Raw genomic sequence first — 25,933 nt, forward strand, 5'->3', positions numbered from 1 at the left:
AGAACCACGGCAACGGCGCCCGCTACCCCCGTGCCCAGTTTCGCAAGAAGGTGCCGCTGGAACGCATCAGGTCGGCGCCGATCGTCGCGGGCATGCTCGGCGTGTTCGACTGCTCGGGCGTCTCGGACGGTTCGGCGGCCGCGATCGTCGTACGCGCCGAGGACGCCCACAAGTACACGGACAAACCGATCTTCGTGAAGGCGCTGTCCTTCGTCGCCGGTCCGGCTGACGGGCTCCTCGACCCGGAGTACGACTTCACCACCTTCCCCGAGGTCGTCGCCTCCGCTCAGGAGGCCTATCGGCAGGCGGGCATCACCGATCCGCGCGCCGAGTTGGCGCTCGCCGAGGTGCACGACTGCTTCACGCCCACGGAACTGGTATTGATGGAGGACCTCGGCTTCTCCGAACGCGGCCAGGCCTGGAAGGACGTCACCAGCGGCTCATTCGACCTGGACGGCCCACTGTCGGTCAACCCGGACGGCGGCCTGAAGGCCTTCGGCCACCCCATCGGCGCCTCGGGCCTGCGCATGATGTTCGAGGCCTGGCTGCAACTGCGCGGCGAGGCGCCGCCGGAGCGCACGGTGCGGTCCGTCACCGAGGGGCGCTCGCTCGCCCTCACCCACAACCTCGGCGGCGGCCCCGGCGAATGCGTCTCCTTCGTGTCCGTCGTCGGCAGCGAACTCAGCGAGTAGGAAAGGCGGTCGGGGCATGGGACGACTCGACGGCAAGGTCGCCGTCGTGACCGGGGCGGCGTCGGGCATCGGCGCCGCCACGGCACGTCGGATGGCGGCCGAGGGCGCGCACACGGTGGTCGCCGACCTGAACCTCGACGGCGCGAAGGCGGTGACGGAGGAGATCCGCGCCGCCGGCGGCTCCGCGACCGCGGTCCCGGTCGACCTCGGGGACGTGGACAGCGTGCGGGCCATGGTGGCGGCCGCGGTGGAGACGTACGGCGGCCTCGACGTCCTGCACAACAACGCGGCGGCCACCCACCTGGCCGCCCGCCGGGACCTCGCCGTCGCCGAGGCGGATCCGGCGGTGTGGGACGAGACGATGCGCGTCAACCTGCGCGGCACCATGGTCGCGATCCAGGCCGCCGTCCCGCACATGACCGCCCGCGGCGGCGGCTCGGTCATCAACACGTCGTCCGGGGCCGGCCTCGCGGGCGACCTCCGCAATCCCGCGTACGGCGCCTCGAAGGCCGCGATCGTCAACCTCACGCAGTACGTCGCCACCCAGTACGGCAAGCAGGGTGTGCGCTGCAATGCCATCGCGCCCGGGTTCATCGTCACGCCCGCGAGCGCCGGTTCGGCGCACGGCGCGATCCGCGAGGCGATGCTGCGCCATCACCTCACCCCGCGCCTGGGTCTACCGGAGGACGTCGCCGCGGCGGTCGTCTTCCTCGCCAGTGACGAGTCCACGTTCATCACAGGGCACACCCTGCGCGTGGACGGCGGACTGCTGTCCCACCAGCCCTACGTCGCGGACCTGCGGGACGTTTGAAGCCGTCGCCGGAGGGGCCCCTCACGCGAGCGCCTCCGGCTCCAGGTCGCCCAGATAGGCCGCCCGCACCGCCGGATCGCGGCGCACCTCCTGCGGCGTGCCCGCGCAGATGCGGCGCCCGAAGTCCAGCACCACGACCTGGTCGCAGACGCTCATGACCATGTCGACGTCGTGCTCGACGAGCAGCACGCCCATGCCCCAGTCCTCGGCCAGGCGCCGTACCAGGCGGGCCAGTTCGCGTGTCTCGTCGTCCGACAGCCCGGCGGCCGGTTCGTCCAGGAGCAGCACGGACGGCGCTGCCGCCACCGCGCGGGCGATCGCCAGCAGCCGCCGCTCGCCGTACGACAGGTCGCCCACCGGGCGGTCCAGGCTGTCCTGCAGGCCGAACTCCCGTACCGCGACAAGTACATGGGGCGGCAGCGGGCGACTCCCGGGACGGACGAGGTCCGTGAGGTACGCCCACCGTCCGGGCCGGTCGCAGGCCGCGTACAGGTTGTCCAGCACCGTCATGTCCTCGAACAGCTCCAGCGACTGGAAGGACCGGCTCAGCCCGGCCGAGGCCCGCCGGTGCACCGGCACCCGGGTCACGTCCCGCTCGCCGAGACGCACCCGGCCACCGGCGGCCCGGGTGAAGCCGGTGACGGCGTCGATGGCGGAGGTCTTGCCGGCGCCGTTGGGCCCGATGAGCCCCACGACCCGCCCCGGCTCGACGTCCAGCGACAGCCCGTCGACCGCGACGACACCGCCGTAACGGACGGTCAGGTCCCGGACGTGAAGGGGCAGCGGCGTGCAGCGGGAGACCTCCGGCGTGACCGCTTCCGCCGTCTCCCGCGGCACCGTACCGCCGCGCTTCGGGAACAACCTGTGCCGCACGCCCGCCGTCCGCCGCCCGGCCTCCTTGCCGATGCCGTCCTGGTTCCCGACCAGCGTCAGGACCAGGACGACCCCGCCGATCAGCGGCATCCACTCGCTCAGCCCGGGCAGCACCCAGTCCCCGAACCGTGCCCCCACCGTGCCCGCGGCGAACGTGGCGCCGAAGAGCGGGCCCACGAGGAAGCCGACACCGCCGATGACGGCGAGGCCGAGGGCGGTGATGGAGTCGAAGCTCTGGAAGTCGGAGAAGACCACCGAGGTCGAGCGGAAGCCGGTGAGCACGCCGGCGAGTGCGGCGATGGCCGAGGACAGGCCGAAGGCGTACAGCTTGGCCGCGCGGACGTCGATGCCGAGGGCGGCGGCGGCCCGCTCGTTCGCACGCACGGCGACGAGCCGACGGCCGGTTCTGCCGCGCCGCACGTTGGCGACGAGGAGAGTGGCGACGACGAACAGCACGAGCACCACGGCGGCATACCGCTGCGGGTGATCGACTCCGGAGATGCTGACGCCGAAGAGGGTCTGGTCGCCCACCGCGATGCCCTCACTGCCGGGGGTCGTCGTCAGATCCGTGTTCTGGAAGACCATCGCCTCCAGCGTGGTGCCGAGGCCCAGCGTGATGATCGCCAGGTTGACGCCTCGCGTGCGGACCGCCGGGAGCGCGAACAGCAGGCCGATCGGCACCGTGCCCAGCACGCCCGCGAGGAGGGCCAGTTCGAAGGGCCAGCCCCAGTCGGCCGCCGCGTGTCCCGCGATGAACGCTCCGGTGCCGGCGAGGGCGTAGGCCGCGAGGGAGACCTGCCCCGCGTACCCCGTGACCACGATGACCGACAGGAGGATCAGCGAGAGCACCAGGGTGCTGGTGATCGCGTCGGCCCACAGCGGAGTCGAGACGCTCACCAGCACCAGCCCGGCCCCGACGGCGAGCGCCAGCGGCACGGGCCGGACCCGCCCGGTGCCCAGCGCGGGCAGGCGGTCCACGAACGTGCCGCGCAGCGGCAGCGCCCGGCCGCGCGCGACCAGCACCAGCGCGATGAAGAGGAAGGGCACTGAGGAGGCGAGCCCCGTGACACCGGTGCCGAAGCGGGTCAGTTCGGACTGCACGACGCCGATGACCAGGCCGCCGGCCAGGGTGACGGGAAAGGAGGAGAACCTGCCGATCAGCGCGGCGGCCAGCGCGCTCAGCAGGAGCGTGGTCAGGCCGGTGACCGACAGCCCGATGACCGGCACGATCAGGATGCCTGTCAGGCCGGCGAGGGCCGAGCCCAGCGCCCAGTTGCCCGTGGCGATCAGGTCCGGGGACCAGCCGAGCGAGGCGGCGACGTGCTCGTTCTCCGCGACCGCCGTGGTGCCCAGGCCGAACAGGGTGCGGCGGTAGAGCAGATGCAGGAGCCCGGTGACGGCGACCGCGATGCCGAGCAGCCAGACGCGGTCCTCGGAGACCGTGGCGCCGGCGACGGTCAGCAGCCGGGTGGGCAGCTTGCCCGGCACCAACTGGAGGCTGTCACCGTAGCGTTGGACGGCGACCGCGGTCAGCACGATGAACACCGCGAGGGTGCCGACCAGCCGGGCCAGTGAGGACGCCCGGCGCAGCGGCCGGAGCACCAGCAGGTGGGTGAGCACGCCGAGCACGGCGGAGGCGAGCACCCCGCAGGCGGCGGCCGGCCAGTACGGCACCCCCCGGTTGGCGGCCAGCTCCCACTGCACGTAGGCCCCGGCCATCCCCAGAGCGCCGTGCGCGAGGTTCAGGACACCGGAGCCCCGGTAGACCAGCACGATGCCGTGCGCGGTGAGGGCGTAGAGGGCGCCGAGCCCCAGGCCGAGCAGGGCGAAACGCAGGATGTCGTCCATCGGGGGAACCTTCCGGAGACCAGCTAGACAGCGTATTTATTTAAATAATTGTGCCGAGAGTACTTCACTAACCCAAAAATGCACCCCATGCTGTTCGCCAACTCGACGACGAGTCCCGCGGAGGAACCATGAACGACTCACCCCGAAGCAGACGGGCCGCAGCGACCTGTCTTGCGGTCACCGCAACGCTGCTCGCCGCCGGTTGCGGGGGAGAGGCATCCGACAGCTCGGCCGAGACCTCGTCGCTGAAGGGCACGCCGGTCAAGGTGATGGTGTGGGCGCCGGAGAACACCCAGGGCAGCGCCCAGCCCGGGGTCCGGCTCACCGCCCAGGCGTACGAGAAGTGGATCAACGCCCATGGCGGGATCAAGGGCGGCCCGCTGAAGGTGCTCACCTGCAACGAGAAGAACGACCCCGACGAGGCCGAGAAGTGCGCCCAGCAGGCCGTCGCCGACAAGGTCGTCGCGGTGGTGGGCTCCTACAGCCTCGCCGGCGACCGCTACATGCCCGTTCTCCAGAAGGCCGGCATCCCCTACCTCGGCGGGACCGGCGTCTCGGCGGCGGAGTTCTCCAACCCGCTGTCGTTCCCGGTCAACGGCGGCACGCCGGTGGTCTTCGCGGCACACGGGCGGCAACTGGTCGAGCAGGGCTGCAAGAAGATCTCCGGCGTACGGTACGACCTCGCGGCCGCCGCCATCGTCTCGCAGTTCCTCACCCTCGGCGTCACCTCCGCCGGCGGCGCCCCGCCCAAGGACCTCAAGGTGCCGGTCACCGCCACCGACCTCGCCCCGCAGGTCGCCGCCGCGACCAAGGGCAGCGACTGCTGTCAGCGTCATCCTGGGCACGCACTCCGACCTGTTCGTGAAGTCGTACGTGCAGTCCGGCGCGAAGACGAAGCTCGCCAGTGTCGTCGGCAACCTCATCCCGGAGCTGGCCGCGAGCACCGGCGGGAACGGCAGCCCGCTGGAGGGCGCCGCCATCACCGGCTACTACCCGCCGGTCTCCGACAAGGCCTGGCACGACTTCACCGAGGCCGCCTCCGGCGACAAGGACATCGACACCACCAACGGCGCCAACGAAACGACCTGGGTCGCGTTCAAGGTCTTCACCGAGGCCGCCGAGAAGCTGCCGGCGATCTCCGCGAAGGCCCTGGCACGCGAGCTGAACACCGCGTCGGGCATCAGCACCGGCGGACTGACCCCGCCGCTGACCTGGAAGGTGTCCACCGCCCTGCCGATCAAGGGCCTGAACCGCATCCACAACACCACCGCCACCGAACTGACCATCACCGACGGGAAGATCGAGTGGGCCAGGCCGGGATCGACCTTCGTCGACGTCCGCAAGGTACTGACGGCCACCACGGCCGGCTGACCGAAGGAGCACGCCCGTGCACGACACCGAGCCCCTGGCCGAAGCCCGCGCACTGACCGCCGGATACGGCAGCCGGCCCGTCGTCCGCGACCTCGACCTGGAGGTGCGTCCCGGCGAGGTCGTCGCCCTGCTCGGGGCCAACGGCGCGGGCAAGACCACCACGCTCCGGGCGCTGTCGGGCGACCTGGCCCCGATGGGCGGCGAGGTGCGCTGGCTGGGCGAGCCCGGCCGCGCGCCCCTGCACCGCCGCGCCCGCGAGGGCCTGGCGTTCGTCGGTGAGCGGGCCGTCTTCACCCGCCTCGACACCGCGGAGAACCTACGGGTCGGCCGAGTGACGACCGAACAGGCCCTCGCACTCTTCCCCGAACTGGGAAAGCGCCTGAAGACCGGCGCGGGCATGCTGTCCGGTGGCGAGCAGCAGATGCTGTCGCTGGCACGCGCGTTGGGCCGCGCCCCGAGGCTGCTCCTCGCGGACGAACTGTCGCTCGGCCTCGCCCCGCTCGTCGTCGACCGCCTGCTGCGCGCGGTCCGCGAGGCCGCCGACCGGGGCCTGGGTGCGCTGCTGGTGGAACAGCACGTGCACAAGGTGCTGGGCATCGCGGACCGCGTCTACGTGCTGCACCGCGGCCGCGTCACCCTGACCGGCACCCCGAAGGACCTGCGCGCCGATCTGGACGCGATCGAGTCGTCGTATCTCGCTCAGAAGACAATTCACGCAACTGATTGAGGTGGCCGCTGTGGCAAGCGCACGCGAACAGATCCGGTCCCTGGTTCTGTCCGGCGACACGTTCGACCAACCCACCGACGACATCCGGGAGTTGCAGCTCGAAGCCGCACGGGAGGCCTTCGCCGCCCACCGCGAGCGCACCCCGCTGCTGCGCACCCGTGCGGAGGAGACCGGCGTCCGCGAGGTCACGGCCCTCGACGACCTCGTCCCCCTCCTCTTCTCGCACACCAGCTACAAGTCGTACCCCGTCTCCCTCATCACCGCCGGCCGCTGGGACCGTCTGCTGCGCTGGTACACGACCGTGTCCGCGGTCGAACCAGGTGACGTCGACGTGGACGGCGTCCGCGACATCGACGAGTGGACCGAACGCATCACGGCCGCCGGCCACCGTCCGTACATCACCAGCGGCACCTCGGGAAAGGTCTCCTTCCTCAACTGCGACACGAGCGACCTGGGTTTCCTGCACGACATCCTCGAACACCTCACCTGCTGGCCCGACCCCCTGCCGCCGAAACCCACCCGCCGCGGCTACCTCCTCGCACCGGCGAGCGGCCCGATGCGCTCCATCGACGGCTTCCGCCGGCACGCGGAGGTCTTCGCGCGCCCCGGCGAGACACAGCTGCTCACCGAGGGCCCGCTGCGGGTGTCGGAGCTGATGAGCAGCGCCCTGCTGCGCCGCCGGATGGCCGAGGGCACCGCCACCCCGCAGGAGATCAGCACCTTCGAAACCGCGTCCGAGTCCCGGCAGAAGGAACTGGACACGGCCGTCACCCGGATCGTCGACGACATCGCCGCGCACCGGGACGAACCTCTCCTGATCGCCGGCATGAACAATCAGCAGTTCGCCCTCATCCAGGCCCTGCGCGCCCGGGGCGTCCCGGACGGCAGCCTGCACCCGGACACCCTGGTGCTCAGCGGCGGCGGCAACAAGGGCCGTGCCCTGCCCGACGACTACCAGCAGCAGTTCACCGCCTTCTACGACGGCGTGCGGCGGGTGCGCAGCTACGGCATGACGGAGCTCCAGGGATCCTGCCCCGCCTGCGAGAAGGGCGCGTACCACGTTCCGCCGTGGGTGATACCGCTCGTCCTCGACCAGGAGGGCGAGACCCTGCTCAACCCCGAACACGGCGTCGTCGAGGGCCGGTTCGCATTCCTGGACATCTCGCTGGAAGGCCGCTGGGGCGGACTGATCAGCGGGGACCGGGTCTTCGTCGACTTCTCGCCCTGCGCCTGCGGCAGGCCGGGCCCGGCCGTACTGCCGGACATCCGGCGCTACGGCGACCTCGGCGGCGACGACAAGATCACCTGCGCGGCGACGCTCGACTCCTATGTGCGGGGGATGATCCACGAATGACCGCCACGACACCGCACCGCGCACCCTCAGCCGGGACGGACAACCCGCTACCGGTCGTGCACATCGTCCGCGGAGAGGCCGACCACGGCCCGCACGACACCCACGGCCGCCCCGGCACCGCCTTCACCGCACCGGCACTCGACCTGGACCGCCTCGTGTGGCCCCGCACCGAACCAGGACCCGCCTTCCACGTGCCCACGGCGGAGATCGTGGACCTGCTGGTGGCGACGGGCGAGGCCCTGAAGGCGGACCGCGACGGCCTCCTCGCCGAGGCCCTGGACCGCATGGTCCGCGTCAGCCCGCTCCCCGGCGAGGTGCTCCAACGCGCCTACGCCGCGCTCTGGCGCAGCTTCACCCGCCCGGGCTGTACGCCCAGATCGATCACGAACTCGGCGGAGCGGACGTACTCGACGGCTGGCGCGAGGTGCGGCTGCCCGGCGGCCGCATCGCGGCCACGCGTGCGTTCCCGCCCCGTCTGGTGCACGTCATCGCTGGGAACGCCCCCGGCGTCGCGGCGATGTCCGTCGTGCGCGGCGCCCTCACGAAGGGCGTCAACCTGCTGAAGCTGCCCTCGAACGACCTCTTCACCGCGACCGCGATCCTGCGCACCATGGCCGCGGTGGCCCCCGGCCACCCCGTGGTCCGGTCGTTCTCCGCCGTCTACTGGCGCGGCGGCGACGACGCGGTGGAGAGCGTCCTGTTCCGCCCGCAGTTCTTCGACAAGCTGGTCGCCTGGGGCGGCGAGGCGACGATCCGCGGGGCGCTTCGCCATGTCGGTCCCGGGTTCGAACTGGTCTCCTTCGATCCGAAGACCTCCATCTCGCTGATCGGCCGGGAGGCCTTCGCGTCCCCGCGGACGCTCGCCGAGGCCGCCGACGCGGGCGCCGCCGACGCCACGTTCTTCAACCAGCAGGCGTGCGTGGCCAGCCGCTTCCAGTTCGTCGAGGGCTCCGTGGACGACGCCGACCGGTACGCCGCCCTGCTCTGCGAACGCCTGGGCCTCGCACGGGAGTTCAGCTCGGCGGGCGGTCCGAGGGTTCCCACGGACCTGCGCGAGGAGATCGACGTCCTGCGCTCCCTGGCACCCGAGTACCGGGTGTGGGGCGGGTACGACGGGCGGGGCCTGGTCATCCGCTCTCCCGAGCCGGTGGACTTCCACCCCGACGGCAAAATCGTCAACGTCGTCCCCGTCACCGCCCTCTCCGAGGCGGTCACCCACGCCGGAGTCGCCACCCAGACCGTCGGCGTCTACCCCGGCACCCGCAAGCCTGACCTGCGCGACGCCCTCGCCTGCGCCGGGGTGCAACGCGTGGTGTCCCTGGGCCAGGCGGGTGGCATGCCGCCCGGCCTCTCCCACGACGGCTTCTATCCGCTGCAACGGCTCATGCGCTGGGTCAACGACGAGTGATCAGCCGGCACGACCGCTGACCCGGCACGGCTCTGTGCGGTCGCTGTGCCCTGGCGATAACCCCACCGGAGACTCACTTCCTGAGGACGCGGATCGGCTCGCCGGCGACGAACGCGGCGATGTTCTCGACGGCATCCCGGTAGAAGACCTGGTAGTTGCCTTCCGTCACGTACCCGATGTGCGGGGTGACGAGGGCGTTCTCCAGGGTCCGCAGAGGGTGCTCCTCGGGCAGGGGCTCGGCGTCGAACACGTCGAGGGCCGCTGCGCCGATCTTCCGTCGCCGCAGGGCGTCGACCAGGGCGTCCTGGTCGACGATCGGTCCCCGGGAGGTGTTGACCAGCAGCGCGGTGGGCTTCATCGAGGACAGTTCGGCCTCCCCGACGAGGCCGCGGCTGCGCTCGCTGAGAACCAGGTGGATCGACACCACGTCGGACCGTGTGAACAGTTGTTCCTTGGTCACCGCCCGCACGCCGTGCTCGGCCGCCTTCCCGGCGGTGAGGTTCTGGCTCCAGGCGATGGTCTCCATGTCGAACGCCTGCCCGACCCTGGCGACTCGCGAGCCGAGCCGGCCGAGGCCCAGCAGACCGAGCGTCTTCCCCGCCAGCATGGTGCCCACGCCCGTCTGCCAGCCACCCTCGCGGACGTGCCGCGTCTCGGCCGGCAGGTTCCTCACCGCCGCGAGGATCAGCGCCCAGGTGAGCTCCGCCGTGCCGGCGGCGTCGGGGTATCCGGTACGGCAGACCACGATGCCCTGGGCAGCCGCGGCCGGAACGTCGATCGCGGCGTTGACCGGTCCGGTGGTCACCAGGAGCCGGAGGCGGGGGAGCCGGCGCAGCACGTCGGCGGGGAAACGCGTGCGCTCCCGCATCGCCACCACCACATCGAACCCGGCCAGCTCCGAGACGACCGTGTCCGCGTCGGGCAAGGCTCGGTGGAACACCTCGACCTCGGCGTCCAGAGAGTCCCAGTCGGCGTACCTCCTTGCCACGTTCTGGTAGTCGTCGAGCACCGCGATGCGCAGATCCTTCATTTCCGCTCCCAGGTCACCGGCGTCGGACGCATGAGACAGCCTGACTCTCTAGTGGATCCATCAACTATATTCTGGTGGTCAAGAACCATCGACACGGGTGTGCGACCCGAGGGGAGAAGTCCCGGATGCGGAACCTGACCGTGGCCCAGCAGCTGGTGGACATCCTGCGCCAGGCGGGCGTGGAGCGGATCTACGGCGTGGTGGGTGACAGCCTGAACTCGGTGGTCGACGCCGTGCGCCGCACCGACGGCATCGAGTGGGTGCACGTACGCAACGAGGAGGCCGCCGCCTTCGCCGCGGCGGCCGAGGCGCAGCTGACGGGGAAGCTCGCGGTGTGCGCCGGCAGCTGCGGCCCGGGGAACACGCACCTGATCCAGGGGCTGTACGACGCGCACCGCTCCGGTGCGCCCGTGCTGGCGCTCGCCTCGCACATCCCGTCCCACCAGATCGGCACCGGGTTCTTCCAGGAGACCCACCCGGAGTGGCTGTTCACGGAGTGCAGCGACTACTGCGAGATGATCGGCACCCCGGAGCAGATGCCGCGGGTGCTGCGGATCGCCCTGCAGCGTGCGCTTGGCAACAGCGCGGTGTCGGTCCTCGTCATACCGGGCGACGTGGCACACGCCGAGGCCACCCACCCGACCGGCACCAGCGACCTGGTCACCGAGCGAGGCCGGGTCGTGCCGCCGGACGCCCAGGTCAGGTCACTGGCCGAGAAGCTGAACGCGGCGCGCAAGGTGATGCTGTTCGCCGGCGCCGGAGTCCGCGACGCGCACGCCGAGGTCATGGCGCTGGCCGAGAAGGCCGCCGCCCCCGTCGGGCACACCCTGCGGGGCAAGGAGTGGATCCAGTTCGACAACCCCTACGACGTCGGGATGAGCGGGCTGCTCGGTTACGGCGCCTGCTATGACGCGATGCACGAGGCCGACCTCGTGATCCTGCTGGGCACCGACTTCCCGTACAACGACTTCCTGCCGCAGGCGCGGACCGTGCAGATCGACCACGACGCCGGGCGTCTCGGCCGTCGTACCGTGCTGGAACTCGGCGTCCACGGCGACGTCCGGGAGACGCTGCGGGCCGTGCTGCCGTTGACCGAGGCGAAGCGGGACCGCTCCTATCTCGACCGGATGCTGCACAAGCACGCCAAGTCCCTGGAGACGGTGGTGGGCGCGTACACCAGCAACGTCGAGCGGCACACCCCGATCCACCCCGAGTACGCGGCCTCGGTTCTGGACGAACTCGCGTCCGACGACACGGTCTTCACCGTGGACACCGGCATGTCCAACGTGTGGGCGGCGCGCTATGTGACCCCCAACGGACGGCGCCGGGTGATCGGTTCGTTCCTGCACGGCACGATGGCCAACGCGCTGCCGCACGCCATCGGCGCGCAGTTCGCCCACCCCGGCCGTCAGGTGATCTCGATGTCGGGTGACGGTGGACTGGGCATGCTGATGGGCGAGTTGCTCACGGTGAAGCTGCACGATCTGCCGGTGAAGACGATCGTCTTCAACAACTCCTCGCTCGGCATGGTGAAGCTGGAGATGCTGGTCGAAGCGCTGCCCGAGCACGAGACCGACCACGGGCCGGTGGACTACGCGGCGATCGCCCGCGGCGCGGGCATCGAGGCGATCCGCATCGAACGGCCCGAGGACGTCGTAGAGGGCCTCAAACGGGCGCTCGCGTACGACGGACCGTTCCTGGTCGACCTGGTGACCGACCCCAACGCGCTGTCGATCCCTCCGCACATCTCGGCCGCCCAGGTCAAGGGGTTCGCCTTCGCCGCGGGCCGGACAGTACTCGACGGCGGCGTCGGCAGGATGCTCGACCTGGCGCGCGCCAACCTGCGCAACATCCCCCGCCCCTGACACCTCGGGTAAGAGTCGGACGGCCGCCACCGAAGAGCTGTTGTCAGAAGGAGTGCGGACCGAACCGGCCCCAGGCCACGAAGACGGCCAGCGCGAGCAGGACCACGGGCGCGACGAGCGCCTGGAGTTCCCTCCGGCGGCCGTATTCGATCAAGGCGCCGATCATGATCAGACCAGGCCGGCCGTGGCCGGGGGGTACGACGGCGGAGGCGATGTCCACCGCCGGGGGCAGTGGATCGTCCGAGCTCAGCACCGTCACGCCCGAGGCCAGACGGATGCGGTGGGTGCGGGTGGCGATGCCGGCGAGCACGGTCTCCGGAGTCGAGATCGCGAACTCGGGGCGGTGGTGTTCCCCGAGGGCGATGACGTCGACGCCCGTCTCCTCCGCGAGGACGGCCTCGTCGACGACCTGCCGGATGGCCTGTGCGTAGGACACCGGCTTGCCGGAGTCGTCCTCCGGCACATCGCTGAACGTGTCCAGACCGAAGACGAGATCAGACATGGATGGGCCCTTTCGTGAGCGGTTGTCGCGGCCCGCGGTTCGGGGTCGAACCTCGGGGTCGACAAGGTGCTCGCTCAGCCCGCCGGTGAGGGGCCGCGCCGTATGAGCCGAGCCCCCACCTCCGTGGCAGCCATGCGCTCATCCTGCCGCGCTCACCGCACCGATCCGGTGAGCGCCCGCCTGGAATCATCGCGCGATGTACTTGACGTGTCAACCAAGCCTTGCTGGACGCGCCTGGCGATTAGTCCCGGACTCCGGACGAGGCCCTGGAGGTGGTCCGCTGTGTGCGCGCCGGCGCCACCGAGTCACCGTTGGTCCCGTTGGGCGGCACCCTCGCTGTCATGGCGACGCTGGATGCGGCCCGCGCCGCCGTCGGGGTGCGCTGTCCCGGCGGGCCGGGCGGGAAACTGACGCGGCGTCGCCGGGCTCCGCCGGCGCCCTGGCGTGTGGTCGTTTCTAGGCGAGTGCGCGCTGGAGCAGCGTGTGCGAGGCCGTCAGGAAGCGGTGATCGCTTTTCTGCTCGACCGTCACATGCTCGCCCGTGCCGCGCTCGACCGGAGCCGACCGGTTCCCGCGGGCGAGTCCAGTATGTCCAGGGTCCACATCCGCATGCTGCCGGTCCGGGCCCAGGTGGACGTCGAGGACATGGACCGCCTTCCGCTCCAGCTCACCGCGGCCCTGGAAGGCCCCGTCCTGCTCTACCTGTCCATGGACGGGCCGGTGGACACCGCCCCACTCGCCCGACGGCTGTCCGACAGTTGGCGGATCCTCGTCGACCGGCTGGTCCCGATGGGCGAGTAGGCCGAGCTCGCGCCGGGCCCGCGGGGTTCACGCCGGCCGCGCGGACTGACAACCGTAGTAAACGCCGCGGCACGCACACGGCCGACAAGCGTGGGCCGCCCGGCCGACTCCGCGGAGGTGTGCCGTTCTGTGTTCGGCTAGTCGCAGCACCAGGACGACCTGGCGCCGACCGTCATTGTCAGCAGGGCGACGTACACGATGACGGTCACCGCGACTCCCGTGGCCCAGCCACGCATGGTGTTTCGTGCGGTGGGCGTGCGCGGTGGCCGCTCGGAGGGCGGATCCGGTTCATGGGGCGATGGCCTGCTGCGCGCGCTCTGTGGGGCCACGGCGAGTTCCTCGTGGGGGATGGGGGCGAGTCCTTGCGTCGTGGTGGCAGGAACTCTCGTAGCTGGGGCGCTGCCCCCGTTCAACCAGCCTCAAAAAGGATGACACATCAACAATGCGGGAATGTCAACGTCCATCCATACGCCGGTGACGGGTCACACTTCGCCTTCCCGCGCGGCCACCCTCCGTGCCCGCGGCGACCGTACCGGCCGGCGCCCGCCCCTCTGCACCGCCGCCCCCGACACGGGCCTCCGCGCGTCGATCGTCGCGGCACGTCGACCGTCGCGACGCGGCCGACGAACCGCCTTCGCCTTCCCGCCGCTCCGACAACTTCGACAAACACTTCATGGACACGCCTTGAAGCTTCATGCCCTCCGAGCGTGAGGGCCATGTCGCCCACGGATGACTGGCAGGGCCGACAGCCGAGCGATCTGGAGGGGGCCCTCATGTTAGGCTGGATGTATGGACAAGGCGCCCGCTTCCCCCGTGCAGGAGACTCCGGCCAGGCCGCGACGGCGTGACGCCCTGCGCAACCGTGAGGCGATCCTGGCGGCGGCACGTGTGGCCTTTGCCGAGGAGGGGCTGGAGGCCTCCCTGGAGGGAGTGGCCCGCCAGGCGGGCATCGCGATCGGAACGCTGTACCGGCACTTTCCCACCCGGCTCGCTCTGGTCGATGAGCTCTTCGCCGAGAAGTTCACCGATCTGTTGAACGTCGCCGAAGAGTCGGCCGTCATGGACGACGCCTGGGAGGGGTTCTGCTCCTTCATGGAGCGGTTCTGCGAACTGCAGGCGTGCGACAGGGCCTTCAACGCCTTGGCCGCAGCACGGCTGCCCGCGCACAGCGTCAGCGGGCAGATGAACGAACGCGTCAAGGAACTGGCCTCCACGATCCTTCACAGGGCTCAGCGGCAAGGTGCCGTACGCGCCGATGTCACCAGAGAGGACCTCGTCTTCGTCGTGTGGTCCCTGGAGGGCATCATCCAGGCGACTCGCACGATCGCGCCCCGCGCCTGGCGGCGTCATCTCCACCTGATGCTCGACGCCTTCCGCGCCGACACCGCCCACGAACTGCCCGAGCCCCCGCTCAGTCCTCAGCAGGTCGACCAGGGCATTGCCGCGCTCGAGTGCGGGGAGCCCAGCTGCTGACTCGGTGCGGGGCGGTCCGCCGGTCATGACGTCGGATCTGCTCAGCTCTCCGCCAGGAGATGTGCCAGCTCAGTGTCCATGTCAAGCCGCTCGGATTCGGTTCCCAGCGGCACCACGGACAGGGTTCGAAGCAAGAAGGACTCCACCTCCGGCAGGAACGCCTCGAACAAGGCGGCGCCCCCAGGTGAACTGAGGGCGATGTACAGCACATCCCGGCCAAGGCTGACGGTCGGCCACATCCGCACGTCGCCCTGACCGGCAGGGCGGGTCAGGGCCTCGATCAGCACGTCGCGACTGAAAATCCACTTCACGGTTCCGCCGGGCCCCGCGGGATAAAAGGCAGCGTGGACGGCATAGGGGTCGTGGGTCGCGTATTGCAGTTTCATGGAAAGCGGTATGGGTTCCGCAGCAGACGGGTCGAGCCGCACAGACAGCTCGGAATCCACGGTTCTGATTGATTCCATGATCCTTCACTTTCGACGCGCTGTCGCCCTTCGTGGTCATTCCTCAGACGAACAGGAGAAGGGCAAGCCTGTCCCTGTGCGAATGTTGCCCGTCACTCGACGGCACGGAGGCGCGACCCGAGTTGTCGCGCCTCCGTACCGGAACCGATGAGCCGGACCGTCAGCGCTCGAATGCGAGCACCTGGTCCACGTACCAGCGGTCGAGCGCCCCGTGGCGGTAGACCGTCACGTCGATCCACCGTCCGTCGTCCCACCGGTACAGGTCGCGGCCGTCCCAGCTGACTTGCCCTTGGTGGTGCCGGGCCCGCCGGTCATCACGGTGACCCTGGTCCGCGTACAAGTTCCGGTCGTCGTGGCCGCGGTGGTCGTCGTCCGAGTAGCCGTTACGGCTTCCGCCGTGGCCGTCGTCCCGGTCCGCAAGATAACCGCGGTGGTGGGCAGCACCCCCGAGGGTCTGGAGTCCGGCCTGCGCGGACGTGGCGTGCCCGATGGACTCCGAAGTCGCCGCCGACGCTGCGCCCCCGGCGCCGATCACTGCCACGCCCGCGATCGTGACGGAAGCGAGAGCGACCGAGACTCGCTTGACGAACTTCTTCATTGTTATCCCCTTGCGAGTGTCTGCTATCCCGCCATCCAGTCGGCGGGTCTTTTCCGTGAACCGGAACCCATCCCAACCGGAGGGGCCCCTCATCTTGACTCGATCAGCGTACATGAGGCCCCCCTCATGATTTGCCACCTTGTAGGTGAGGCTGCTCACAAGGAATTACGGGAAAGGGTGATCGGCAAAGTTCGCGCCCTCTTGAGAAAGCGGGGGAGCGCGAGCTGTGCGCCGGTGGAGAAGGTCGGTGAGCCAGTCGATATCGCCGGGGATCGTGTGCCGCTTGCTGTCCATCAGGCGGAACTTCGAATTGCCGGATCGCCGTCACAAGTCAGGGGCGGCCGGCGTCGCGGAGCGGCCGGGACGTCGCACGAGCGGCGGGTGGGCAGGGGCGGGCGGCCGCCTCGACGAGCGGGAACTGGACGGGCTGATCGCGGCGGCCGAACGGCGGGCGAGCACACCGGAGCAACTGCTGCCGCACGCGCAACGCACCGAGCGCGGTTACGAGGAGCAGACTGGGCGAGGACGATTGATCCGATGTTTCGTCGTCCTCGGCATTGACCTCTCACCGTCGCTCTCCTACTTTGCCTGCATGTTTCCCACAAGACAGCTGGCGCGTCTCACGAGACCCGCCGACATGGTTCGCTTATTCATCGGGCCTTATCGGATCGTGACGGCCTTCCTCTGCACGCTCCTGTCCCTCGGAGCGCTGGCTCTGCCCGCACACGCGGCAGCCGCGGTCACGTACTTCGTCTCGCCCAGCGGCAGTGACAGCAATCCGGGGACCAGCGCCGATGCTCCCTTCCGTACGCTGACCAAGGCGCAGACAGCGGTCCGGGCGATCGACAAATCAACGTCCGGGCCGATCACCGTGACGTTGGCCGGTGGCGTCTACCGGCTGAGCAAGACGCTCACCTTCACCGCCGCGGACTCGGGCGGCGGTTCGGCGGGCACCGTCTGGTGGAAGGCGGCGTCCGGACAGTCCCCGGTCATCAGTGGTGGTGTCCGGATCACCGGCTGGGCACGGACCAGCACCGGCAGCAGCATCTGGTCCGCCCCCGCCCCCAGTGGCCTGGACACCCGGCAGCTGTACGTGGACGGTGCGCGCGCCCAGCGTGCGACCGGCACCCTGCCCGTGTCGGTGAAGCAGACGGCGACCGGATACACCACAGCCTCCGGTGACCCGTTGGCCGGCTGGCGCAATCCGTCGGCGATCGAGTTCGTCTACCGGGGTGGACTCGGGCTGTGGACCGAGCCGCGCTGTCCGGTCGCCTCGGTCACCAGCACCGCCATCACCATGGCCCAGCCCTGCTGGAACAACTCCACCCAGCGCGTCATGCGCACCGACGACTCGGGCCGCACCTACAACCTGGTCGGCCGCAAGTCGATCACCGAGGCACCGACGGCGGTGGAGAACGCCTACGAACTCCTCGACAAACCCGGGGAGTTCTACCTGGACAGGAGCGAGCACCGGTTCTACTACATTCCGCGCTCCGGGGAGGACCTGACCGCCGCGGACGTCGAAGCACCCTCGCTCGACACGCTGGTGGCGACCTCCGGCAGTGCCTCGGACGAGCCCAGTCACGTCGGCTTCCAGGGCATCCAGTTCAGCTACGCCAACTACACGACCTCCAACACCGGCACGGGCTTCTCCGAGATCCAGGCGACGTACCAGGTCACCGGGACGACGGGCTATGCCACCCAGGGACTGTGCCAGTTCGTGCCGGGCGGTACCTGCCCCTACGGCAACTGGACGAAGATGCCCGGCGCGGTGCGGTTCACCTACGACAAGAGCATTCACTTCGACCACGACTACTTCGTCCACCTCGGTGGAGCCGGGCTGGACCTCGGCAACGGTTCGCAGGGCGACACGGTGACTGCCTGCGTGTTCACCGACATCTCCGGCAACGGTCTCGACCTGGGGGGCGTGGACATCCCGCAGCCGAGCAGTGCGGCACAGCACACCAGCGCAATCACGGTGAAGGACAGCCACTTCTACGACACCCCCGCCGAATACCACGGCGGGGTCGCCATCGACGCCGGCTACATCGAGACGTCGACCATCACCCACAACCAGATCGACCATGTGCCCTACACCGCGATCTCCATCGGCTGGGGCGGCTGGCCCGACAAGGTGAGCCTGCCCGCGCAGCCGAACTATTCGAACAACAACACGGTCTCGGACAACCTGATTTACGATCACATGGCGTTGCTCGGGGACGGCGGTGCCGTCTACACCAACGGCATCACCGGAACCTCGATGGCGACCGGCGAGAAGGTCACCGGCAACGTGGTCCACGACCAGCTCAACACCTCCGGCGGCCACGTCCTGTACACCGACAACGGCGCCACCTACGTTTCCGTTCTCGGCAACGCGGTGTGGAACATCAACGTCTCACCGTGGGGCAGCAAACACGTGAACTACACCGCGGGCGACGGTACCTACGACCCCACGGACATCGAGGGCAACTACTGGCCGAACGGTCCCGCCGACTACGACAACAAGAACGTCGTGATCCGGAACAACCACGCCATCACCGGAGCGTCCGGCGTCCCGTCGAGCATCATCGCGGCGGGCGGCATCGAGTCGCAGTACCAGGCGATCCTCTCCTGGCAGCCGGCCTGACGCGAAGGACTCCGGCCCGGCGGACGACCGGCGCGGCGGGCGCCTCTTCACAACGAGGCGCCCGCCGCTCCCGTCAGGAGCGCGGTGCTGAACCCCTGAGCGGTCCTCGCCTCGATGGATGATCCGGCTCGGGAACAGCTCGCGGTCGAGGGCGTAGCGGGCCTCGGCGTAGTTCATGCCGGCCACGTCCGGGACGGCGAAGGACTCGCGGTGCGCTGGGTGACCAGGTCGGAGGCGCTGACGTAGCTGATCATGTCGCCCACGTCGGCCATCCGGGAGTTGATTCCCCCGCCCGCCTCCGAGTCCTGGCTCTGCTGTCCCCGCAGCGCGGCCAGCTCGGACATGACGGCGAGAAAACCGTTGACGGCATTGGCGACGTAGCGGGTGGTGCCGAGGGAGCGGACCTTTTCGGTGAGCTTGCGGCCCCAGGCGGCACCGGTCGCCGAGCCCGCCTCGGGGAACTCGTTGCCGATCGAGTACATGGTGACGCTGGGGTGGTTGTAGTCCTTGGCGACCATCGCCTCGACGTCGCGCTCCCACCACTCGGGGAAGTGCAGGCTGTAGTCGAAGCCGCTCTTCGCGGACGTCCACACGTCGAAGGTGCGGTGGGCAAGGCTGCCGGTCCGTGCAGGGCGCGGAGTCATCCCGGGGCCGTAATCGCTCGTCCTCCTGGAGGAGGACAAGGGCGCGTCGGCTCGTGCAGGGACACCAAGCGGGATTGCGAGCACGCGCACGATGCCCCGGCGCCCCCTCGCCGGTCAGGCTGGCCGTCCACCCGAAACCTGAACGTCGGGGACGGCCGACGATCCGGTCGTAGGAGCCGAAAGCGATGACCGGGGGATCGGGCCGGCGGCGCCGGGTGCAGCGGCAGCGAAGAACGGCCGGCGCCGTCCGGCGAGCCGGTGCACCGAGTAGAAACCGTCGAGCCGCCCTACCGTGTGTCCCGAGGTGGGCGGCTCGTGCCGTTGGTATGCAGAGGGCATCCGCGGGCCCAGCGCCCTTTCGACGGCCCACTGCCTCGGCAGGGCGATGAGTGTGCTCCTCGCCGACGACCACGCTCTCGTACGTCGTGGAGTGCGGCTCATTCCCGACCGGGAGCCGGACCTCGAGGTCGTCGCCGAGGCCGGGGACGGCGCGGAGGCCGGGGACGGCGCGGAGGCTATGGAACTGGCCCGCACCCATGACATCGACCTGGCGGTGATGGACATCGCCATGCCCCGGATGACCGGCCTGCAGGCCACCCGGGAACTCCTCGCGCTGAAGCCCGGCGTGCGCGTGCTGATGCTGACGATGCACGACAACGAGCAGTACTTCTTCCAGGCGCTGAAGGCCGGCGCCAGCGGATACGTGCTGAAGTCCGTGGCGGACCTCGATCTGGTGGCCGCCTGCCGGGCCGCCATGCGGGACGAGCCCTTCACAGGAGATCGCGGAGATGCTCTTCATCAGCATCAAGACCGTCCACCGTCACCGGGAGAACGTGCTGCGCAAGCTCGGCCTGCGTGACCGGCTGGAACTCACCCGCTACGCGATCCGGGCCGGCCTCGTCGAGGCCTGAAGCCGGTCGAAGCCCGAGTCCGCCGACAAGCCGCAGGGCTCCGGCTGCCCAGGAGGGGGAGGGAATGGCCCGCTTCGCGCACACCGTTGCGCGCACCCGCGGCTCGGGCCCTGCAGCGGTGCCGGTCGTCCTACTCGCCGTCCTCGTTCTGCTGTTCAGCCCGTCTGCCTCCGGTGCCGAGCACCCCCGGTACCAGGCGGCAGGGCTCTCGCCGTCGGCGTCGAGTCGGCCGCCGGTCCCGCGCGTTGCGGCGAGCCTCAGGCGGAACTCGTGAGCCCCGCGGACGCGGACGTCTCCCCGGCTGCGGTCCGCAGCCATCGGGACGCCATCAGCGACCGTCATGTTCCACCCGTCCCCGCCCAGGACGTGTCACACAGCACAGGGATCCGGCTTCCCCGGTCCGCGCACCGCCCGGCTTCGGCGGCGGGCCATCTCGCAGCGCAGCAACCGGCACACCGTCACGCGGACCGGGCACCCCTCTTGCCCTCCGGCATCTGAACCTTTCCCTTTCCCTTCCCGAACCGTAGCCACGGTCCTGGCCACGGTGTGCCTGCCGGAGCCCACTGTGAACCGATCCCCGCACACCCGATCTCCGCACACCCGGTCCCTGCACACTCGATCACTACATATTCGATCTCCGCAGGTCAGAGGCCTGATCGCCCTCACCGTCGTTCTTCTGTCCCTGTACGTCGCGCTCACCATGCCCGTCCATCTCGGACTCGATCTGCGGGGCGGTACCCAGATCGTGCTGGAAACCCGCCCCACCGACGACGCCGATGCCGGCGGAGGGGCGACGGACCGGACAGTGGAGGTGCTGCGCGGCCGCATCGACGCGCTCGGTGTCACAGAGCCCACCATCGCGCGCTCCGGCAGCGACCGGATCGTCGTCGAACTGCCCGGTCTGCAGGATCCCCGGAAGGCGGCCGACGTCCTCGGCCGCACTGCCCGGCTCAGCTTCCACCAGGTACTCGGCCCGGCGACCGACGTCGGCGAGCGCCGCGACCCGCTGCCCGAACGGCCCCGTGAATCAGTGATCGCCGACGAGACCGGCCGGCTGCGCCTCAAGACCGCCTCGCTGACCGGCAAGGACGTCAAGAAGGCGGTCGCCGGCTTCGACGGGCAGGGCGGTGCCGGGTGGCACGTCAACGTCGACTTCAGGAAAACGGGCGAAACGGGCTGGGCCCGCCTGACCGGCGACGCAGCGTGCCACCAGGCCGGAGATCCACGCCGAAGGGTCGCCATCGTCCTGGACGACAAGATCACCTCCTCGCCACAGGTCGCCCCTTCCGTCGCGTGCCGGTCGGGCATCGGCGGCGGCTCGACCCAGATCGCCGGAACCTTCGACGACAGCGAAGCCAAGGAACTGGCACTGCTCATCAACGGCGGCGCCCTGCCGGTACCGGTCGAGACCGTCGAGCAGCGCACCGTCGGCCCCACCCTGGGCGCGCACGCCATCACGGCCAGTGCCTGGGCCGCCGCCATCGGCACCGCCATGACCTCGCTGTTCATCATCGCCGTCTACCGGATCATGGGAGTCCTGGCGACCGTGGCACTGGCCTGCTACGGCCTCATCTCCTATGCCGCCCTCGTCGCCCTCGGCGCCACCCCCACCCTGCCGGGCCTCGCCGGGTTCGTGCTGGCCGCGCTGCTGACAGTCATCGGCTACTCGGTCAACGACTGCGTCGTCGTCTTCGACCGGATCAGGGAACTCGGCCGCCGCGACCGCAAGGAGGACTTCGCCCTCATTGCCGGCCAGGCCTTCCTCGGCACCCTGCCCCGCACCGTCAACACCGGCATGGGTGCCGCATCCATCCTCACCGCCCTGACCGTACTCGGCGGCGACACCTTGACCGACTTCGCCCTCGCCCTCCTCATCGGCCTGACCGTGGGCACCTGTTCCTCGATGTTCACGGCCACACCGTTGGCCATCGAACTGCACAGACGCGCATGAGCGGGGTGCCGACATCACGCCGGGCAGGGGAATGTCGCCACGCGGCATCGAGTTCGGCTTGATGGCCGGCCGTCCCGGCGCGGCTGCCGCCGGTGAGCGTGAGCTGCGGAACCTCACAACGTGACAACGGACTTACCCTCGCCTCAAGACCCGTTACCCGCCTGTTCGCGTGATCCAGAAGCTCTCGCGCGTGCCGCTGCGGAAACCAGGAGCCGGGGTGGCCGTGACCCGGCTGAGACGTTTGTTCGGGTGGAATCGGTGCACACGATGAGCTGACACAGCCCTTATTTCGAGGAAGCGAGACGCAACATGGGCATCATCGCGTGGATCATCATCGGCCTGCTCGCCGGCGCCATCGCCAAGGCCTTGATGCCGGGCAAGGACCCGGGCGGCATCATCGTCACCATGCTCATCGGCATCGTCGGCGGCCTGCTCGGCGGCTGGCTCGGCAAGGTGATCTTCGGTGTTGACTCCATCGACGGGTTCTTCGACCTGTCCACCTGGATTGCCGCCATCGTCGGCTCCCTCATCCTGCTGGTCCTCTACCGCCTCGTCACCGGTAACCGGCACTCGCACCGTCACGCATAACCCGTCGAAGGCATACGCCGACGCGGCCTGAACGGCTCCCTCCTCGGTTCACGGGACGGGAGCCGTCAGCGTGTGCCCAAGGAGCACGCCGGAGAAGTGGTGGGCGGCCAGGGGCGGTTCCTCGGTCTGACCGGCGGGGCCGGGTCGGAGGTCGTCCACCCAGCTTCGGCGCGGAGGCATACAAACAGCGCAAAACCGTCGAGCGGTGTCTCAACCCGTTCTCAGCAGCGGCGCCGCCTGGCCATGCGAACGGACAAGCTCGCCATCGGGGGGGGGTGCTGCCCTACAACGCGGCTGCGGCAGGCGGTTACCACCTCCACGGTGTCCGTTTCTGGTTGGGATAGTGGTCCCGTGGCAGAGCCGACCTTTCGATACCACCCTGATCCGCTGGCTTCCGGGTCCGCGTTGCGCACCGACCACGTCTGCAGTGTCTGTGGCATGGATCGGCAGATCCGCTATCAGGGACCTGTCTACGGTCGGCAACCTGATTCCCTCTGCCTTCACTGCATCCACTCCGGGGCGGCGTCACGCGCCCTGAGCGTCCCAGGCGGAGGCGATAAGGACTCCGACATGGCCGCGGTCTTCAGCGATGCCGTTGACGTCCCCGACGACGTGCCTCTGTCAGTCGTCGAGGAAATCACCCGCCGCAGTCCCGGCTTTGCCGGTTGGCAGCAGGAGTCGTGGCTGTACCACTGCGGTGATGGCGCGGCCTTTCACGGCCCTGCCGGCTATCGCGAGCTTGAGGCCCACCCGGAGGCCCTCGCCATGCTCCGTAAAGATCTCCAGCGTTACGGCTGGGCGCCGGCAGAGACCGAACAGTTCTTGCAGGGCCTGGACCGGACTGGCGACCCGACCGCCTATCTGTTCCGCTGCTTGCACTGCAACACAAGCCTGGCATCTTGGGACGTCAGCTGACAGCGGTGTAGTTCGTGCCGTGATCACGGCCATCGTCGGTCGTTCGCCGAGGCTTCGTTCCCTTCTTGTGTGGGTGGGGCGGGGTGTAAGACTCGCCGGTGGCGAGCACGCGTCCAACGTCGTAGCGGGTGGCGGGTCGCTCGTTCTTCGAGCCGAGGGTGCGACCGAGGCGGAGTTGCGCGTGTCTGGCCAGGACGAGCCAGGTCCAGCGGTCGGCCGCGGCGGAGTCGCCGAGCTTCGGCTTGGTTCCAGCTGAGAATCTGCTCGCGCAGGCGGAACGTGCGCGCTGGCCAGAGTCATCCACCGCATGCGTCTGATGACATTGTCGGCGACTTTGGGGTTTCCCTCCTGAGCCGGGGCGGGAGAGTGGTCCGCTGCGGTTGCCTCGGCGCCCCGGGCACAAAACCCGGGCCACCTCCGTCAGGATGACCCGGCCGGGGCTCACCGGCTCTCGTCGGGTGGTTCCTCGTGCAATGGCTTCGGGGGCCGGTCGAAATGGACGTGGATCTTCTGAAAGCCCTTGAAGGCTTCAGTGGCGACGTACGACCGGTAGGCACGCCGGTCCGCGGCGCTCAGGTGGACCCGCTCGGTGAACGGTGACAGCAGGCTGCGCGGCCACAGCCGCATGACGCGCACCGCCCCGGCCTCCGCCGCGGTGAGGAAGATCAGCGCTCCTACGTAGAGCCAGGCGAGCAGGCCGAGGACGATGCCGAACATGCCGTAGGTGGCCGTCGCCCCACGCAGGACGTGGCTGACGTAGTAGGTACCCACCCACTGCAGCGCTTGCCAGGCACAGGCACCGCCCACCGAGACGCCGACCAGTCGGCGCAGGGGCAGTGCCCGCTGCGTCAGCAGCCGGTAACTCACCAGCAGGAGACCGGTGCTGAGACACACCGACCCGGCCGTGGCGGCGAACGAGGCTCCGCCCCGCAGCCGCACACCGAACACGGACGTCTGGGAGGCCGCAACCGACAGCACGGTGAAGGCACCCAGTGCGAGCGCGAGCACCAGCAGGAACACGAGGCCCTTGAGCCGCGAGCGGAACGGATCGGGCCGGGCATGGCGTGGGACCGCCCAGATCTTGTTGAGGGCGTACTGGGCGGCCTGGGCCACGCCCAGGGAGCCGTAGACACAGCCCGCGATGCCGGCGGCCAGTACGGGACCACTGCCGTGGAAGGAGTGGATGTTCTCGCCCAGCTGGTTGCCGATGACCGGGAACTCGTTCAGGGCCGAGTGCAGGACGCGCTGGCGCAGGGCGGCATCGTGGCTGAGGAACGTGCTGAGGACGACGACCAGGATGAGCAGCAGAGGGAAGAGCGACAGGAAGCCGTAGTAGGTGAGCAGTGCGGCGAGGTACAGCGCCTGGTCGTCGTAGAACTTGTACAGGACGGCGAGCGGCAGCCCGACCCAGCGGTGGCGTCGCTGGTAGCTGTCCACGCGAGCGAGGAATTCCGCGGCGGTCATGGCGTGGCCCGGGGCCCGAGGCGTCCGTTGGGCCAGGCGAAGGCACGCCTGGGGTCCGGTTGGTGTAGACCGGTTCGGAAGGTTAGCTCGGAGAGGGAGCGGACCGACGGCCCGGCTGTCAGGGCGCGGGTGATTTTCGCGGCGCGGAGTTCCTCGGGCACATGTCCAAGCGCCGCTTCGCCTGCTTGGAAAACGGCCGCGCGCACGTCACACAGCTCCAGGCGAACGGTCTCCGTGCTTCTCTTCTTCCTCTTCCCGCGCCTTTTCCACGTCATCGCTGTCGCCACCGCCTCTGCTCGGGAGGGCCGGCCTCGGCCGGTCGGTGTCGCGGTGCGGAGCCCTTGCGCGTTCGTCCGCGTTCGTCCCTCGTTGGCTGAGTCTCCGTCCGCCGCACCCGGAAACGCGCACGCCCGTTCCTGCTGCCGCTACGCGGCGCTGAACGCGACGGCCAAGGTCGCGTCGAAAGGTCCCGTCGTGTCGCTGCGGGTGGCGCGGGTGGCGCGGGTGCTGGGCGCGGAGAACGTCCTCGACTTGCTCACCCGCCGGCACCGGCAGACCAGACTCGGCTTCCAGCGGGCCGCGCTGCCTGGCTCGTCGCGGCCGCTGGAACTTCGACTGGCTGGTGTGCGACTGTGCCCTGGGGGATGTTCTGACATGGAAGGTCTGGAAACAGGCAGTCAGCCACCGGTGGCGAGGACCTGGGGGATGTCCTTGAGCCGGGTCTTGAGCCTTTTGATCTGGGTGAGGGTTTCCTTGTGGAGGGCGGTGACTTCGTCGAGCAGGCCCGGGTCGCGTACGGCCTGCGCGAGCTGGCCGAGCAGGAGCCAGTGGACGTTGACAGCCTGGGCTTTCAGGTACAGCTCGCGCAGGTAACGCAGGAGTGAGGTTCCCCCGAGATGCGGGGATGGGTGACAGGGGGTCAGATGGGTCTCACGAGAGGAGCCCAGACGATGCCTGCCCCGAGGAAGTACCCGCTGGAGTTGCGTGAGCGTGCGGTTCGGATGTACCGGACCGCCG

General features: G+C 69.7%; 19 protein-coding genes and 7 pseudogenes. 17 read left to right on the forward strand and 9 right to left on the reverse strand.

Going from position 1 to position 25,933, the window contains the following annotated elements:
* Both JF597_RS44495 and JF597_RS44500 read left to right on the forward strand, forming a co-directional pair.
* A pseudogene (locus JF597_RS44495) lies at positions 1–692 on the forward strand (acetyl-CoA acetyltransferase); the annotation flags it as partial.
* A 16-nt stretch (positions 693–708) separates the two neighbouring features.
* Positions 709–1,503: a glucose 1-dehydrogenase gene (locus JF597_RS44500; protein ID WP_294010312.1), complete on the forward strand. Its 795-nt coding sequence runs from the start codon at positions 709–711 to the stop codon at positions 1,501–1,503.
* Between the two features lie 21 nt (positions 1,504–1,524).
* On the opposite strand, the gene JF597_RS44505 is transcribed toward JF597_RS44500, so the two are convergent.
* Positions 1,525–4,224, reverse strand: a complete 2,700-nt coding sequence (locus JF597_RS44505) for a branched-chain amino acid ABC transporter permease/ATP-binding protein (protein ID WP_294010314.1) — start codon at positions 4,222–4,224, stop codon at positions 1,525–1,527.
* A 269-nt stretch (positions 4,225–4,493) separates the two neighbouring features.
* Here JF597_RS44505 and JF597_RS44510 point away from each other — a divergent pair.
* The 5 genes and pseudogenes from JF597_RS44510 to JF597_RS44530 all read left to right on the forward strand — a co-directional run.
* Positions 4,494–4,970, forward strand: a pseudogene (locus JF597_RS44510) (ABC transporter substrate-binding protein); the annotation flags it as partial.
* Between the two features lie 115 nt (positions 4,971–5,085).
* Positions 5,086–5,595 (forward strand): hypothetical protein, encoded by a 510-nt coding sequence (locus JF597_RS44515; RefSeq protein WP_294010350.1) that lies wholly within the window; start codon positions 5,086–5,088, stop codon positions 5,593–5,595.
* 16 nt (positions 5,596–5,611) lie between these two features.
* Positions 5,612–6,322 carry an ABC transporter ATP-binding protein gene (locus JF597_RS44520; protein ID WP_294010316.1) on the forward strand — a complete coding sequence of 237 codons (711 nt, stop codon included), beginning with the start codon at positions 5,612–5,614 and terminating at the stop codon, positions 6,320–6,322.
* A 10-nt stretch (positions 6,323–6,332) separates the two neighbouring features.
* On the forward strand, positions 6,333–7,676 hold the full coding sequence (locus JF597_RS44525) for a hypothetical protein (protein WP_294010318.1): 1,344 nt from the start codon (positions 6,333–6,335) through the stop codon (positions 7,674–7,676).
* A 157-nt stretch (positions 7,677–7,833) separates the two neighbouring features.
* Positions 7,834–9,084, forward strand: coding sequence for an acyl-CoA reductase (locus tag JF597_RS44530; RefSeq protein ID WP_294010320.1), 1,251 nt, complete (start codon positions 7,834–7,836; stop codon positions 9,082–9,084).
* A 73-nt stretch (positions 9,085–9,157) separates the two neighbouring features.
* Here JF597_RS44530 and JF597_RS44535 read toward each other — a convergent pair whose 3' ends face one another.
* Positions 9,158–10,114, reverse strand: a complete 957-nt coding sequence (locus JF597_RS44535; RefSeq protein ID WP_294010323.1) for a D-2-hydroxyacid dehydrogenase family protein — start codon at positions 10,112–10,114, stop codon at positions 9,158–9,160.
* Positions 10,115–10,239: 125 nt separating this feature from the next.
* Between JF597_RS44535 and JF597_RS44540 the strand changes: the two genes are divergently transcribed.
* A complete protein-coding gene (locus tag JF597_RS44540; RefSeq protein ID WP_294010325.1) occupies positions 10,240–11,979 on the forward strand; it encodes a pyruvate dehydrogenase in 1,740 nt (579 codons plus the stop codon).
* Positions 11,980–12,022: 43 nt separating this feature from the next.
* Here JF597_RS44540 and JF597_RS44545 read toward each other — a convergent pair whose 3' ends face one another.
* Entirely contained in the window at positions 12,023–12,481 is a 459-nt protein-coding gene (locus tag JF597_RS44545) for an LLM class flavin-dependent oxidoreductase (RefSeq protein WP_294010327.1), read from the reverse strand.
* Between the two features lie 260 nt (positions 12,482–12,741).
* Here JF597_RS44545 and JF597_RS44550 point away from each other — a divergent pair.
* From JF597_RS44550 to JF597_RS44560, 3 genes and pseudogenes are all read left to right on the forward strand, one after another.
* A pseudogene (locus JF597_RS44550) lies at positions 12,742–12,873 on the forward strand (gfo/Idh/MocA family oxidoreductase); the annotation flags it as partial.
* A 112-nt stretch (positions 12,874–12,985) separates the two neighbouring features.
* Positions 12,986–13,282: a hypothetical protein gene (locus JF597_RS44555; RefSeq protein ID WP_294010329.1), complete on the forward strand. Its 297-nt coding sequence runs from the start codon at positions 12,986–12,988 to the stop codon at positions 13,280–13,282.
* Between the two features lie 789 nt (positions 13,283–14,071).
* Positions 14,072–14,755 carry a TetR/AcrR family transcriptional regulator gene (locus JF597_RS44560; RefSeq protein WP_294010331.1) on the forward strand — a complete coding sequence of 228 codons (684 nt, stop codon included), beginning with the start codon at positions 14,072–14,074 and terminating at the stop codon, positions 14,753–14,755.
* A 41-nt stretch (positions 14,756–14,796) separates the two neighbouring features.
* On the opposite strand, the gene JF597_RS44565 is transcribed toward JF597_RS44560, so the two are convergent.
* Both JF597_RS44565 and JF597_RS44570 read right to left on the reverse strand, forming a co-directional pair.
* The gene (locus tag JF597_RS44565) at positions 14,797–15,219 is read right to left on the reverse strand and encodes an SsgA family sporulation/cell division regulator (protein ID WP_366916532.1); all 423 of its coding nucleotides are present in this window, start codon (positions 15,217–15,219) and stop codon (positions 14,797–14,799) included.
* Positions 15,220–15,379: 160 nt separating this feature from the next.
* On the reverse strand, positions 15,380–15,817 hold the full coding sequence (locus JF597_RS44570) for a hypothetical protein (protein ID WP_294010336.1): 438 nt from the start codon (positions 15,815–15,817) through the stop codon (positions 15,380–15,382).
* A gap of 670 nt (positions 15,818–16,487) precedes the next feature.
* Between JF597_RS44570 and JF597_RS44575 the strand changes: the two genes are divergently transcribed.
* The gene (locus JF597_RS44575) at positions 16,488–18,443 is read left to right on the forward strand and encodes a fibronectin type III domain-containing protein (RefSeq protein WP_294010338.1); all 1,956 of its coding nucleotides are present in this window, start codon (positions 16,488–16,490) and stop codon (positions 18,441–18,443) included.
* Between the two features lie 173 nt (positions 18,444–18,616).
* Here JF597_RS44575 and JF597_RS44580 read toward each other — a convergent pair whose 3' ends face one another.
* Positions 18,617–19,087, reverse strand: a complete 471-nt coding sequence (locus JF597_RS44580) for a glycoside hydrolase family 2 TIM barrel-domain containing protein (RefSeq protein ID WP_294010340.1) — start codon at positions 19,085–19,087, stop codon at positions 18,617–18,619.
* 385 nt (positions 19,088–19,472) lie between these two features.
* On the opposite strand from JF597_RS44580, the pseudogene JF597_RS44585 reads away from it, so the two are divergent.
* The 5 genes and pseudogenes from JF597_RS44585 to JF597_RS44605 all read left to right on the forward strand — a co-directional run bounded on the left by JF597_RS44585 (position 19,473) and on the right by JF597_RS44605 (position 23,452).
* A pseudogene (locus JF597_RS44585) lies at positions 19,473–19,998 on the forward strand (response regulator transcription factor).
* A gap of 700 nt (positions 19,999–20,698) precedes the next feature.
* Entirely contained in the window at positions 20,699–21,949 is a 1,251-nt protein-coding gene (gene secD, locus JF597_RS44590; protein ID WP_294010342.1) for a protein translocase subunit SecD, read from the forward strand.
* Between the two features lie 309 nt (positions 21,950–22,258).
* On the forward strand, positions 22,259–22,537 hold the full coding sequence (locus JF597_RS44595; protein WP_046731373.1) for a GlsB/YeaQ/YmgE family stress response membrane protein: 279 nt from the start codon (positions 22,259–22,261) through the stop codon (positions 22,535–22,537).
* 131 nt (positions 22,538–22,668) lie between these two features.
* Positions 22,669–22,804: pseudogene (locus JF597_RS44600) on the forward strand (IS5/IS1182 family transposase); the annotation flags it as partial.
* On the forward strand, positions 22,781–23,452 hold the full coding sequence (locus tag JF597_RS44605; RefSeq protein ID WP_294010348.1) for a CbrC family protein: 672 nt from the start codon (positions 22,781–22,783) through the stop codon (positions 23,450–23,452). The pseudogene JF597_RS44600 and the gene JF597_RS44605, both read left to right, overlap by 24 nt.
* Here JF597_RS44605 and JF597_RS44610 read toward each other — a convergent pair.
* The 3 genes and pseudogenes from JF597_RS44610 to JF597_RS44620 all read right to left on the reverse strand — a co-directional run.
* Positions 23,445–23,730: pseudogene (locus JF597_RS44610) on the reverse strand (hypothetical protein); the annotation flags it as partial. The gene JF597_RS44605 and the pseudogene JF597_RS44610 overlap by 8 nt on opposite strands.
* Before the next feature lie 163 nt (positions 23,731–23,893).
* Positions 23,894–24,916, reverse strand: a complete 1,023-nt coding sequence (locus JF597_RS44615) for a YhjD/YihY/BrkB family envelope integrity protein (RefSeq protein WP_294010346.1) — start codon at positions 24,914–24,916, stop codon at positions 23,894–23,896.
* Positions 24,917–25,593: 677 nt separating this feature from the next.
* Positions 25,594–25,933, reverse strand: a pseudogene (locus JF597_RS44620) (hypothetical protein); the annotation flags it as partial.

It is taken from the genome of Streptomyces sp. (assembly GCF_019510245.1).
GTDB lineage: Bacteria > Actinomycetota > Actinomycetes > Streptomycetales > Streptomycetaceae > Streptomyces.